Below are 12,817 nucleotides of genomic sequence, written 5' to 3'. Positions count from 1 at the left end.
TTGCCTTGCCCCTCCCCTTCCATTATCCTCGGGTGTTTTGTACCGGCCACCACCATGAGCATTGTCATCAAGACGCCCGAAGAAATCGAGAAGATGCGCGTCGCCTGCCGCCTCAACGGCGAAGTCCTCGACTACATCACCCCCTTCGTCGTCGCGGGAACCACCACCGCCGAGATCGACCGGCTCTGCCACGACTACATCGTCAATGTGCAGGGTGCCATCCCGGCACCGCTCAACTATGCGCCGCACGGCCACACGCCCTACCCCAAGTCGGTGTGCACCTCGATCAACCATCAGGTCTGCCACGGCATTCCCGACGACCGGCCGCTGAAGAACGGCGACATCGTCAACATCGACGTCACCATCATCAAGGACGGTTACCACGGCGACAGCAGCCGCATGTTCATCGTCGGCCAGCCGTCGATCATGGCCAAGCGCGTCTGCGACATCGCTTTCGACTGCATGTGGCTCGGCATCGCGCAGGTGCGACCCGGTGCGCACCTCGGCGACATCGGCGCCGCCATCCAGAAGTACGCCGAGAAGTCGGGCTGCTCGGTGGTGCGCGAGTACTGCGGCCACGGCATCGGCGCCAAATTCCACGAGGACCCGCAGGTGATGCACTTCGGCCGCGCCGGCACGGGACCCGTGCTGGAACCCGGGATGATCTTCACCATCGAGCCGATGATCAACGCCGGCAAGGCGGCGATCCGCCAGATGGCAGACGGCTGGACCGTGGTCACCAAGGACCGCAGCCTGTCGGCGCAGTGGGAGCATACGGTGCTCGTCACCGAGACCGGTTACGAGGCGCTGACGCTGACCGCCGGCGACCGCGCCAAGCCCGACTGGATCTGAGGCGGCGGTGCCCGGGTCATGCCCGCCTCCACGACCGGGACAGCACTGCAGGCGCACAGGACGCGCCTGCGCGATGCCCAGCAGGCGCTCATCGATCGCTATCGCGCCGACAGCGACAGCCGACGCCTGCTGCAGCGGCGATGCCGGCTGATCGACGAGGTCCTGCGCGAGCTCTTCGCCGAGTCGGGCCTGCCGACGTCGGTGGCACTCGTCGCCGTCGGTGGCTACGGACGCGGCGAACTCTACCCGGCCTCCGACATCGACCTCCTGCTGCTGCTGCCGCAGGTGCCCGACGATGAACTGAAGGAGCGCATCGAAAGCCTGATCGCCTCGTTCTGGGACGTCGGCCTCGACATCGGCCACAGCGTGCGCACCGTCGACGAGTGCCTGAGCGAAGCGGCCGGCGACGTCACCATCCAGACGGCGCTGATCGAAGCCCGCCTGCTCACCGGCAGCAAGCCCCTGTTCGCCACGTTCAGTGCGCGCTTTCGCGAGCAGCTCGACCTCGCTGCCTTCTTCCGCGCCAAGCGGCTCGAACAGGAAGAGCGCCACCAGCGCTTCCAGGGCACCCCCTTCAGTCTCGAACCAAACTGCAAGGAGAGCCCGGGCGGACTGCGCGACCTACACATGATCCTCTGGATCGCGCAAGCCGCGGGCTACGGCGACCGCTGGCGCGCGCTCGAACGGCACGGCCTGATCACGCGCGAGGAGGAGCGCCGCCTCGAACGCTGCGAGGGCTTCCTGCGCCAGCTGCGCGTACGCCTGCACCTCCTGCTCGGCCGACGCGAGGATCGACTGCTCTTCGACTACCAGACGGCGCTCGCCGGCGAGCTCGGCTTCACCGGTTCGGTGACGCGCCGTCCGAGCGAAGAGCTGATGCAGAGCTACTACCGCACCGCCAACTACGTCTCGCAGCTCAACACCATCCTGCTGCAGAACCTCGCCGCGGCGCTGACGCCGACACCTTCGCTGCCGCCGCAGCCGATCGACGGGAACTTCCAGTCCTGCGGCGACCTGCTCGACGTCGTCGACCCGGACCTGTTCGCCAGGAACCCCGGCGCCATCCTGGAAAGCTTCCTGGTCATGCAGGCGCATCCCGAGTTGCAGGGGATGACGGTAGGTACCCTGCGCGCGCTGTGGCGGGCGGCACACCGGATCGACGCCGGCTTCCGCAACGACCCGGTCAACCGTGCCAGTTTCCTGAAGATCTTCCAGCAGCCGCGCGGCGTGGTGCAGGCGCTGCGCCTGATGAACGGGCTCGGCGTGCTCGGCCACTACCTGCCCTGCTTCGGCCGCATCGTCGGCCAGATGCAGCACGACCTTTTCCACGTCTATACGGTCGACCAGCACATCATGCAGGTGGTCAGGAACCTGCGCCGGTTCACGCTCGACGAGTTCGCGCACGAGTACCCGCTGTGCAGCCGGCTGATCAGCGACTTCGAGCGTCCCTGGGTGCTCTACATCGCGGCACTGTTCCATGACATCGCCAAGGGGCGCGGCGGTGACCACTCGCAACTGGGGACGCTCGACGCGCGCGAGTTCTGCGTGGAGCACGGCATCCCTGACGAAGACACCGAGCTGATCGTCTGGATCGTGCGCAACCACCTGCTGATGTCGCAGGTCGCGCAGAAGCAGGACATCTCCGACCCGGCGACGGTGGCCGAGTTTGCCAGGATCGTCGGTGACAAGCGGCACCTGGTCGGACTCTACCTCGTCACCGTCGCCGACATCCGAGGTACCAGCCCGAAGGTGTGGAACGCGTGGAAGGGACAGCTGCTCGAGGACCTGTATCTGGCCACGAGGAAGCTCCTCGCCGCCGGCGGGCAGGTGCCGGCAGCGCAGGGGATCATCGCCGAACGGCAGCAGGAGGCGATGCGCCTCCTGCGCTACTTCGCGCTCTCGGCCACCGTGCACGAACGCCTGTGGAAACAGCTCGACACCGTCTATTTCCTGCGCCACAGCGCCGACGAGATCGCCTGGCACACGCGCGCACTGCACTACCGCATCGACGAGAACAAGCCGGTGGTCAAGGCGCGCCTGACTCCGAAGGGCGGCGGCCTCGAAGTGATGGTGTACACGCGCGACCAACGCGACCTGTTCGCGCGCCTGGTCGGCTTCTTCGCCCGCACCGGCTACACCATCCTCGACGCCAAGATCCACACCACTCGCCACGGCTACGCGCTCGACAGCTTCGTCATGCAGGACACCAGCGATCGCGGCAGCGACCGGCAGATGATCGGCTACATCGAGCACGAACTGGCCCGCGTGCTGATCGAGCAGACGCCGCTGGCCGCGCCGTCGGCAGGCCGCCTGCCGCGCCAGGTCCGGCACTTTCCGATCGCACCCAGCGTCACGATCAAGGCCGACGACCGTGGCGCGCGCTACATCCTCTCGATCAGTGCGGCCGACCGGCTCGGCCTGCTGTACACGGTCGCCAGCACGCTTGCGGCACACCGGGTGAGATTGCACACCGCGAAGATCTCGACGCTCGGCGAACGCGTCGAGGATACCTTCCTCGTCAGCGGCGGCGACCTCGACGAGAGCGCTGCCCGCATCCGTCTCGAAACCGAGTTGATCGACAAGCTGCGCGTCTGAGCGCCGCCGCATTCGAGGTGGCGTGGGCTCCAGCTGCGGCCTCGCCCGTCCCGGCAAAAGCCCCGCAGCGCGTGCCGGATGGGCGTGCGCCCAGGGTCCGGGTCGCAAGCTATCCTGCGCAGGCCGAATCGGCGCGGATCATCTGCTCGATGATGGTCCGCACCTGAGCCATCGACTGTTCGAGGATGCCCTGGATCGCGTCGAAGCTGATGCCTTCGGCGCTGTCGCCGCGGCCGGCGGCGTAGTTGGCGACGACGTTGATTGCCGCGTACGGGATGTCCAGTTCGCGCGCCAGCACCGCTTCCGGCATCCCGGTCATGCCGACCAGGTCGGCACCGTCGCCTTCGAGGCGGTTGATCTCCGCTGCCGTCTCCAGACGCGGGCCCTGCGTCGTCGCATAGACGCCGTTGTCGCTGGCCGGGATGCCGGCTGCTGCGGCAGCGGCGATCAGGCGTGCGCGCAGCTTGCGATCGTAGGGCTCGGTGAAGTCGATGTGCGTCACCGTGCAATCCTGGCCTTCATGGAAGGTCGATTTGCGCCCCCAGGTGTAGTCGATGATCTGGTGCGGGATGACGATGGCACCCGGGACCAGGTCGGCGCGGATGCTGCCGACCGAGGCGACGGCGACGATGGCGCGCACGCCGGCGTCGCGCAGCGCCCACAGGTTGGCGCGGTAGTTGATCTCGTGCGGCGGGATGGTGTGCCCGTAGCCGTGACGCGCGAGGAAGGCGAGCTGCTGGCCGCACAGTTCGCCGAAGGTGATCGGCCCCGAAGGCTCGCCGTACGGGGTGCGCCTGAGCTCGCGGCGGACGTTGTCGAAGTGAGCGGCGAACTGCGCGAGGCCGCTGCCACCGATGATCGCCAGCATCTCAGGCCTCCTTCATGGCGTAGATCGCCGGCAGGTTGCGCCAGTGGCCGTAGGCGTCCATGCCGAAGCCGAAGACGAAGCGGTCGGGCACCTTGAGCGCAACGAAGTCGGCAGCGATCGGCTTCTGCTTGCCGTTCTCCTTGTCGGTCGCCACCGCCGTGTAACACGCGGCCGCACCCTGTTGCAGAATGCGTTCGCGGATCGCGGCCAGCGTCACTCCTTCGTCGAGGATGTCGTCGACGATCAGCACGGTGCGCCCCTTGACCGGGGTCCACGGCGCCGAGCGCCACGACAGCGCGCCGCCCGCCGTATCCTGTCCGTAGCGGGTGACGTGCAGGTAATCGAAGTCGAGCGGGAAGTCGAGCTGCAGCATCAACTGGCCGGCGAAGGGGACGCCGCCGCTCATCACGCAGAGCAGCAGCGGGTGGGTGCCGGCGAGCTTCTCGCTCACTTCGGCGGCGACGCGGGAGACTGCGGCGCGCACGGTCTCGGCGGAGTGGATCAGTTCGGCCGATGCGAGGAGGGCCTCGGCGCTCTTGTCATTTCCCATGGCAGATTCTCAATCGAGGTGGTGAAGGTAATCGTCGAAGGCGGCGCCGACTTCCGGGTGGCGTCGGCCGAACACCACCGTCGCCTGCAGATAGCCGAGCTTGGAACCGCAATCGTAGCGGGTGCCCTGGTAGCGGTAGGCGAGCACCTCTTCTTCGGCGAGGAGCGCGGCGATGCCGTCGGTGAGCTGGATTTCGCCGCCCGAACCGGGCTTGGCGTTCTCGAGGTGTTCGAAGATGCGCGGCGTCAGGATGTAGCGACCGACGACCGCCAGCGTCGAGGGCGCGACTTCGGGCGCCGGTTTCTCGACGATGCCGGTGATGCGTTCGATGCGGTTCGCCGGGTCCGCGCCGGCGGCGGTGCGCACGATGCCGTAACTCTTCGTCTCGCTGCGCGGAACATCATGCACGGCGAGCACCGAGGCACCGCGCTCGGCGAAGACGTCGACCATCTGCCGCATCACCGGCGGCTCGCCGTCGAGCAGGTCGTCGGCGAGCAGCACTGCGAAGGGCTCGTCGCCGACCACTGCCTTGGCGCAGAGCACGGCGTGGCCGAGACCGAGCGCCTCGGGCTGGCGCAGGTAGATGCAGTTGATCCCCTTCGGCAGCAGGTTGCGCACGCGTTCGAGCATCTCGTTCTTCTGCTTGAGTGCCAGCTCGTTTTCCAGCTCGTAGGCCTTGTCGAAGTGATCCTCGATCGCGCGCTTGCTGCGCCCGGTGACGAAGATCATGTCGGTGATTCCCGCCGCCGCCGCTTCCTCGACCGCGTACTGGATCAGCGGTTTGTCGACGATCGGCAGCATTTCCTTGGGGCTGGCCTTGGTCGCTGGCAGGAAGCGCGTTCCCAGACCGGCGACCGGAAAGACCGCCTTGCGTACCCGCTTTTGCGTCATTGTTCTTCTCCCTGTTCTGGCAGGAACCCCTGCCGCTTCAACAACTCGTGCAGGCCCGCCTCGTCGATCACCTCGACGCCGAGTTGGCGTGCGCGCTCGAGCTTGCTGCCGGCCTCGCTGCCGGCAACGACGTAGTGCGTCTTCTTCGACACCGAGCCGCTGACGCGGCCGCCCGCGGCCTCGATCAGGGCCTTCGCCTCGTCGCGCGACAGCGACGGCAAGGTGCCGGTGAGGACGAAGGTCTTGCCGGCGACCTCGCCGGGCGCTGCGGCGAGGACTGCCTCGTCGAGTGCCTCTTCACCCTCTTCCCATTCGAGCCCGGCGCTACGCAGGGCGGCAACGACCTCGAGGTTGTGCGGCTCGGCGAAGAAATCGACGACGCAGGCGGCGACGGTCGGGCCGACGTCGGGAACCCGTTGCAGGCGTTCGAGATCGGCACTGCCCGCTGCCGCCAGCAGCCGGTCGAGCGCGCCGAAGCTGCGCGCCAGGTCGCGCGCGGTGGTCTCGCCGACGTTGCGGACGCCGAGCGCATAGATGAAGCGCGCCAGCGTCGTCTTCCTGCTCTTTCCGATCGCGGCGACGAGCTTTGCCGCCGACTTCTCGCCCATGCGTTCGAGCGCGGCAAGCGTTCCCGCGTCGAGCGCGTAGAGGTCGGCCGGCGTCTGCACGAGGCCTGCGTCGACGAGCTGCTCGACCAGCTTGTCGCCGAGCCCCTCGATGTCGATCGCCTTGCGCGAGGCGAAGTGCAGCAGCGCCTGCTTGCGCTGCGCCGGGCACCACAGGCCGCCGCTGCAGCGCGCAACCGCTTCATCCTCGCCGCGCACGACGTGCGAGCCGCACACGGGGCACTCAGGATACGCGGCGATCAGGTCGAAGCACGCTCGCTGCGCATGTTCCTCATCAAGGACCGGGCCGACGATCTCGGGGATCACGTCGCCGGCGCGCCTGACGATCACCGTGTCGCCGACGCGGACATCCTTGCGCGTGATCTCGTCCTGGTTGTGCAGGGTCGCGTTGGTGACGGTGACGCCGCCGACGAAGACCGGTTCGAGGCGCGCCACCGGGGTCAGCGCGCCGGTCCGGCCGACCTGAACCTCGATCGCGAGGAGCCGCGTCGTCGCCTCCTCGGCCGGGAACTTGTGCGCCACCGCCCAGCGCGGCTCGCGCGTGACGAAGCCGAGTTCGGACTGCAGCGCCAGCGAATTGACCTTATACACGACACCGTCGATCGCGAACGGCAGCGTCGCGCGCGCGGCCCCGATGCGCCGGTGGAACTCGGCGAGTTCGGAGCCGCCCTTGGCGACGACGCGCTGGCCACAGACCGGGATGCCGAAGGCCGCCAGCGCGTCGAGGATTCCCGCATGCGTCGCCGGAATATCCCAGCCTACGGTCTCGCCGATGCCGTAGGCGAAGAAGGACAGGGGGCGGCTCGCCGCGACCTTCGGGTCGAGCTGGCGGATGCTGCCGGCAGCACCGTTGCGCGGATTGACCAGGGTCTTCTCGCCGCGCGCGGCCGCCTCGCGATTGAAGCGGGCGAAGGCGTCGTGGCGCATGTAAACCTCGCCGCGCACTTCGAGCACGGCCGGCAGCGATTCGGGATCGCCCTTGAGGCGCAGTGGCAGCTCGCGGATGGTGCGCACGTTCTGCGTCACGTCCTCGCCGGTCTCGCCGTCGCCACGCGTCGCCGCCAGCACCAGCAGGCCGTGCTCGTAGCGCAGGTTCATCGCCAGCCCGTCGAACTTGAGTTCCGCGCAGTACTCGACCGGCGGCGCCTCGTCGCCGAGCTTCAGTTCGCGGCGCACGCGTGCGTCGAAGGCCACCGCGGCGGCCTCGCCGAAGTCGGTCTCGGTACGGATCGAGAGCATCGGCACGGCGTGGCGGACGGCGCGGAACTCGGGCTGCGGCGCGCCACCGACGCGCTGCGTCGGCGAGTCGGCAGCGCGCAGCGCCGGATGGGCAGCCTCGAGCGCCTGCAGTTCGCGGAACAGCGCGTCGTACTCGGCGTCGCCGATTGCCGGCGCGTCGAGATCGTAGTAGAGGTGGTCGTGGCGCTCGATCTCTGCGCGCAGCCAGCGCGCGCGCGTGGCGAGAGTGTCGCCAGCGAGCAGGTCTTCAGGAGGGAGCGGTAAAGTCATGCAGTCGCGTTCGGCTCAGGCGAACAGGCGCAAGGCGAGCGCGCCGCCGGCGGGGATCTGCCGCGCCGCCATTGCCGCCTGGGTATGCGCGATGGTCTGGCGGATCGGTTCGAGCGAGCCCTCGATCAGTGGCCGCCGGTTGTCGTCGACGAGAACACCCTGCAGCGAAGCGCTGAAGCGTCGCGCGAGATCGAGCATCTGCGCGAACACGCGGTCGCCGTGGGCCACCCGCGGCACGTCGAGGATGAAGGTGACACCCTGCACCTGCAGGGTCTTCAGGCTTTCCGGCTGGAAGCCGCCGCGTTCCTGGCGGCTCATGACGAAGAGGACCTGCCCGTCGTCGCCGCGGCGAACGAAGCGCCCCTCACCGTCAAGCACCTCGAGCGCCATGCCGGCGCCTTCGGCCAGCGCACGCAGCTTGGTCCCGGCGAACGCCTGTCCCTGGCTGACGACGTTGAGCCCGATCTGGATGTCGAGGTCGGCGCAGAATTGGTCGAGGGTGGCGGCAGCGGCGAGCGCTGGCTGGCTCGGCGGCAACTCGACGACGCCGGCGAAGCGTTCGCCGAGTTCGTGCGTGGCGCGCTCGAACAGCGCGAGCTCGGCTTCGCTGACCGGTCCGCGCCGGTCGACGAGTTGCAGGCCGAGGCACAGGCGGCGCCACTTGCCGGAGGGATCTTCGCGCTGCCCGGCGAGGGTGGTCGGGTCGAGCCGGTCCCATTGCCCGCCGGCCTCGTTCCAGCCGAACCAGCGCGACGGCTTGCGCACGCGCGGGAGCCAGTCGCCCTGCGCCTCCAGGATCTGCGTCGCCGACAGCGCTTCGGCTGCATCGACGACGGCAATGTGATCGACCAGCGGCGACAGCGGCGCGGAGGCCGCCGGCGGCAGCTTGACGGGGGCGACCGGCGTGGCCGCCTCGGCGGGAAGCGCCTGGCTCATCGGGAGGTCGATGACCTCCGCTGCTGCCTCCGCTGCAGCCTCCGCGGGCGCATCGCCCCCCTGCGGCTCGGCGCGACCGTCGACTGCAGCGAACGCCAGGTCGGCGGCTGGCTCGCCGCTGGCCACCACCGGCTCGATCCGTGCACCCGCCGGGGATTCGGATTTCGTGGCGGCTTCGCCGCTGCTCTCCGCCGCTTCAGCGAAGAGGACGTCGTTGTGCGCGCGTTCGAGCACCTTCTCGGCGAGTTGCCGCTGCTTGCCCTCCTGCCAGCGGTTGAAAAACACCACGCCGGCGACGGCGGCGGCGCCCAGTCCGATCATGCCGATCTGCAGTTCGTTCAATTCAATGTTCATAGGAACTCCTAGGCCAGTTGCTCGCGCATGCGCAGCGCCTCGGCAATGTCGACATCGACGATGCGCGACACGCCGGATTCCTGCATGGTAACGCCGACGAGCTGCTGGGCCATCTCCATGGCGATCTTGTTGTGGCTGATGAAAAGAAATTGGGTCTGCGCCGACATGTGGCGGACGAGATCGCAGAAGCGTTCGGTATTGGTATCGTCGAGCGGCGCGTCGACCTCGTCGAGCAGGCAGAAGGGGGCCGGGTTCAGGCGGAAGATGGCAAAGACCAGCGCAATCGCCGTGAGCGCCTTCTCGCCCCCAGACAACAGCTGGATCGTCGAGTTCTTCTTTCCCGGTGGCTGCGCCATCACCTGGACGCCGGCGTCGAGGATCTCCTCGCCGGTCATGATCAGGCGCGCCTCGCCGCCGCCGAACAGGCGCGGGAAAAGCTCGCCGAAACTGGCATTGACCGAATCGAAGGTGCCCTGCAGCAGGTCGCGCGTCTCGCGATCGATGCGGCGGATCGCGTTCTCCAGCGTGTTCAGCGCCTGCGTCAGGTCTTCGGCCTGCGCGTCGAGGAAGCCCTTGCGCTCGCGCGCCGCTTCGAGCTCGTCGAGCGCGGCGAGGTTGACCGCGCCGAGTGCGTCGATCGCCTTCTGCAGCTGGTTGATGTTGGCCTGCAGGGTGCCGGCGCGCGCGCCGGCCAGCTCGGGGAGCAAGGACTCTTCGTCGGCGCCCGCCTGAACGAGTTGTTCGGCAAGCTGCGCGGCGTTGAGCGCAGCGGCCTGTTCCTTGAGGCGCAGTTCGCCGATGCGCTCGCGCAAGGGGTCGAGGCTGCGCTCGACCGCGAGGCGCGAGTCTTCCAGTTCGCGCTGGCGGGAAGCGGCGGCTTCCTGCGCGTCGCGCGCGCAGGCCAGGCCCTGCTCGGCGCCGACGCGGGCGGCCAGTGCGTCCTGCAGTTGCGGTTCGAGGTCCTCGGCCTGCTGGGCGCCGGCACTCTCCGCGCAGCGCGCGACTTCGTCCTCGATGCGTTCGAGCTGGCTCCGTGCGAGGTCCTGCTGGCCGGCGATCTGGTCGAGCCGGTTGCGGCACTCGCGTTCGCGGAACTGTGCCTCGCGCAGTTCGCGTTCGCCGCCGGCCACCTGCTCGCGCGCGTCGCGAAACGAGCGCTCGGCGCCCTCGAAGGCCGCGAGCGCGTCATCGACGACGTTCTGCACCTCGTCGATCTGCTCGCGCAACTCGGCCAGCGCCTCCTCGGCGACGAAGCGTCGCTCCTGCTCGGATTCCTCTTCCCCGGCCATCTCGGCGAGCGCCTCGTCGAGCTGCGACTGCCGCTCGCGGTGACGATCGATGGCCTGCGCGAGCTTGAGGGACCTGACCTGCAGCGCATGCGCCTCGTTCTGCGCGTGGTCGAGGCGCGCGCGCGCCGCCTGCAGCGCCTGCTGCGTGTCGGCGAGTGCGTCCTCGCCGGCGGCGAGCGCCGCCTGCGCCGCATCGACGGCCTCCTGCCGCTCTCCGAGCGCACGCGACAATTCGTCGATCTCGCGCTGGCGTTCGAGCAGGCCGTGCTCGGCGGCGTCGGGAGCAAACAGGATGACGCCGGCAGCCGCGACCAGGTCGCCGCGCGGCGTGACGATGACGGCGTCGCCTGCGAGTTCGCCGCGGCGGGCGAGCGCACTGGCGAGGTCGGACGCGGTCGCCACTGCGCCGAGCCAGTCGTGGAGGATGGCGGCGAGCACCGGGTCGCTGCAATGCACGCGCGCCAGCAGCGAATCCGCACGCACCGTTGCCCCCGCGGCTGCACCGGCAGCGCCTTGCGACAGCAGCAGGGCGAGCCGCGCCGGCGGCCGGTCCTTTTCCCAGCCTGCGTCGGCTGCGTCGGCGGCGATCGCCGACAAGCGCTCGCGCAGCACCGCCTCGACCGCGTCCTCCCAGCCGGCCTCGACCTGCAGCGACTTCCACAAGGGCGCGCGACCGTCGAGACGGTTCCGGCGCAGCCAGCCGGCGCGGTCGCCCGCACCGGCGACGCGCTGTTGCAGTTGTTCGAGCGCCGCCCGCCGCGCCGCGGTATCGGCGCGTTCCTTCTGCGCCTGCTGCACGCCGGCGAGCTGCTCGCGCCGGCGCGCCTCGAGCTGCGGCAGCGCGTGCTGCAGCGCCGCCAGCTCTTCCTGCGCGTCGGCGACGCGCAGCTTCAATTCGGCGAGTTGCTCCTGGTGCAAGGCGTATTCGTCGGCGTCGGGCTCGGGCAAGGCCGCGCGTTCCTGCTGCAGGCGCTCGCGCCGCCCGGCGAGCAGCAGCAGGGCCCGCTGCGCGTGGCCGAGGTTGGCCTCCTCGACGCGCAGCCGCTGCTCCAGCGCGGCGAGCCGCGCGCGCTCGCGCGTGACCGCCTCGCGTGCTTCGGCGTAGGCGGCTTCCACCACCGGCAGGCGCTCGCGCAGTGCCTCGACGCGCAGCGCTTCCTCCTCGACACGCTCGCCCGCGTCAGCCGCTGCCTCGCGCCAGTGTTGCTCGTCGGCAGCGTGGCGTTCGGCTTGCGTGAGCCAGTGCTCGCGATCGTCGGCCAGCTGGGCGAGACGGCTTTCGTATTCCTGGCGTGCTTCGCGCCGGTGACGGATCTCGGCTTCGAGCCGGACCACCTCGGCGTTGGCCTCGAACAGACGCGCCTGCGCCTCTTGCAGTGCGTCCCCGGCCGCGAACACGCTCTCGCGCGCCTCGACCAGTTCTGCTTCCGTACGGCGCAAGGCGGCAATTCGCTCGTCCTGGTCGGTCGCCGTGCGCGTGAGTTCGTTGGCCAGCCGCTCGCGCTCGACCTGCGCCTCGTTGCGGCGCAACAGCCAGAGCAGTTGCTGACGACGGCCGAGGTCGTCGCTGAACTGCCGGTACTGCCGTGCCACCGCTGCCTGTGCTTCGAGCCGTTCCATCTGCCCGGCCAGTTCCTGACGAATGTCCTCGACGCGGGCCAGGTTGTCGCGCGTGTCGGCGATGCGGTTCTCGGTCTCGCGCCGGCGTTCCTTGTACTTGCTGACGCCGGCCGCTTCTTCGAGGAAGACGCGCAGTTCCTCGGGGCGCGCCTCGATGATGCGCGCGATCATCCCCTGGCCGATGATCGCGTAGGCGCGCGGACCGAGGCCGGTGCCGAGGAACAGGTCGGTGATGTCCTTGCGCCGGACGTGCTGGTTGTTGATGTAGTACTCGGACTGGCCGTTGCGCGTGAGCAGACGCTTGACCGACAGTTCGGCGTACTGCGACCACTGCCCGCCGATGCGGCCGAGCGAGTTGTCGAAGACCAGTTCGACGGCAGCACGCGACACCGGCTTGCGGTTGCCCGAGCCGTTGAAGATGACGTCCTGCATCGACTCGCCGCGCAGTTCCGACGCCTTCGACTCGCCGAGCACCCAGCGCACCGCGTCCATCACGTTCGACTTGCCGCAGCCATTGGGCCCGACGACGCCGACCAGTTGCCCGGGCAGGGCAATCGTGGTCGGGTCGACGAAGGACTTGAAGCCGGCGAGTTTGAGCTTGGTCAGGCGCATGGACAGGCAGAGACGACGCGCTGCAGGCAAGTGCACGCCGGTGGAAAGCTTGGGAGCGGAAAACGGCCAGCCGTGCCGCAAGGGCGACGCAGCTTGCCGCGAGCCGCTTATAATA

At 69.0% G+C, this 12,817-nt stretch carries 8 protein-coding genes; 2 read left to right on the top strand and 6 right to left on the bottom strand.

All coding sequences use genetic code 11. The features are described 5' to 3' along the window. The first annotated feature begins 54 nt into the window (after positions 1-54). Together map and CCR84_RS15600 are read left to right on the top strand one after the other, a co-directional pair. Entirely contained in the window at positions 55-852 is a 798-nt protein-coding gene (map, locus tag CCR84_RS15605) for a type I methionyl aminopeptidase (protein WP_201214302.1), read from the top strand. 18 nt (positions 853-870) lie between these two features. Further along, positions 871-3,447: a [protein-PII] uridylyltransferase gene (locus tag CCR84_RS15600; RefSeq protein ID WP_201214291.1), complete on the top strand. Its 2,577-nt coding sequence runs from the start codon at positions 871-873 to the stop codon at positions 3,445-3,447. A gap of 109 nt (positions 3,448-3,556) precedes the next feature. Here CCR84_RS15600 and CCR84_RS15595 read toward each other — a convergent pair whose 3' ends face one another. The 6 genes from CCR84_RS15595 to smc are packed head-to-tail and all read right to left on the bottom strand — an operon-like array spanning position 3,557 to position 12,732. Further along, entirely contained in the window at positions 3,557-4,315 is a 759-nt protein-coding gene (locus tag CCR84_RS15595; RefSeq protein ID WP_201214289.1) for an S-methyl-5'-thioinosine phosphorylase, read from the bottom strand. Between the two features lies 1 nt (position 4,316). Continuing rightward, complete coding sequence (locus tag CCR84_RS15590; RefSeq protein ID WP_201214287.1) at positions 4,317-4,865, bottom strand: hypoxanthine-guanine phosphoribosyltransferase; 549 nt, start codon at positions 4,863-4,865, stop codon at positions 4,317-4,319. Positions 4,866-4,874: 9 nt separating this feature from the next. Beyond that, a complete protein-coding gene (gene galU / locus CCR84_RS15585) occupies positions 4,875-5,756 on the bottom strand; it encodes a UTP--glucose-1-phosphate uridylyltransferase GalU (protein WP_201214284.1) in 882 nt (293 codons plus the stop codon). After that, positions 5,753-7,891: an NAD-dependent DNA ligase LigA gene (gene ligA, locus CCR84_RS15580; RefSeq protein ID WP_201214281.1), complete on the bottom strand. Its 2,139-nt coding sequence runs from the start codon at positions 7,889-7,891 to the stop codon at positions 5,753-5,755. The genes galU and ligA overlap by 4 nt, the downstream gene beginning before the upstream one ends. A gap of 15 nt (positions 7,892-7,906) precedes the next feature. Then, the gene (locus CCR84_RS15575; protein WP_242508771.1) at positions 7,907-9,181 is read right to left on the bottom strand and encodes a cell division protein ZipA C-terminal FtsZ-binding domain-containing protein; all 1,275 of its coding nucleotides are present in this window, start codon (positions 9,179-9,181) and stop codon (positions 7,907-7,909) included. An 8-nt stretch (positions 9,182-9,189) separates the two neighbouring features. Then, positions 9,190-12,732 (bottom strand): chromosome segregation protein SMC, encoded by a 3,543-nt coding sequence (smc, locus tag CCR84_RS15570; protein WP_338052632.1) that lies wholly within the window; start codon positions 12,730-12,732, stop codon positions 9,190-9,192. Positions 12,733-12,817: the final 85 nt, after the last annotated feature.

It is taken from the genome of Rhodocyclus purpureus, assembly GCF_016653115.1.
GTDB lineage: Bacteria > Pseudomonadota > Gammaproteobacteria > Burkholderiales > Rhodocyclaceae > Rhodocyclus > Rhodocyclus purpureus.
This window is presented reverse-complemented; position numbering and strand designations above follow the sequence as displayed.

Coding starts and splice junctions, on each gene's coding strand:
- map (WP_201214302.1), top strand. CDS start 55: ATGAGCATTGTCATCAAGACGCCCGAAGAAATCGAGAAGATGCGCGTC.
- CCR84_RS15600 (WP_201214291.1), top strand. CDS start 871: ATGCCCGCCTCCACGACCGGGACAGCACTGCAGGCGCACAGGACGCGC.
- CCR84_RS15595 (WP_201214289.1), bottom strand. CDS start 4,315: ATGCTGGCGATCATCGGTGGCAGCGGCCTCGCGCAGTTCGCCGCTCAC.
- CCR84_RS15590 (WP_201214287.1), bottom strand. CDS start 4,865: ATGGGAAATGACAAGAGCGCCGAGGCCCTCCTCGCATCGGCCGAACTG.
- galU (WP_201214284.1), bottom strand. CDS start 5,756: ATGACGCAAAAGCGGGTACGCAAGGCGGTCTTTCCGGTCGCCGGTCTG.
- ligA (WP_201214281.1), bottom strand. CDS start 7,891: ATGACTTTACCGCTCCCTCCTGAAGACCTGCTCGCTGGCGACACTCTC.
- CCR84_RS15575 (WP_242508771.1), bottom strand. CDS start 9,181: ATGAACATTGAATTGAACGAACTGCAGATCGGCATGATCGGACTGGGC.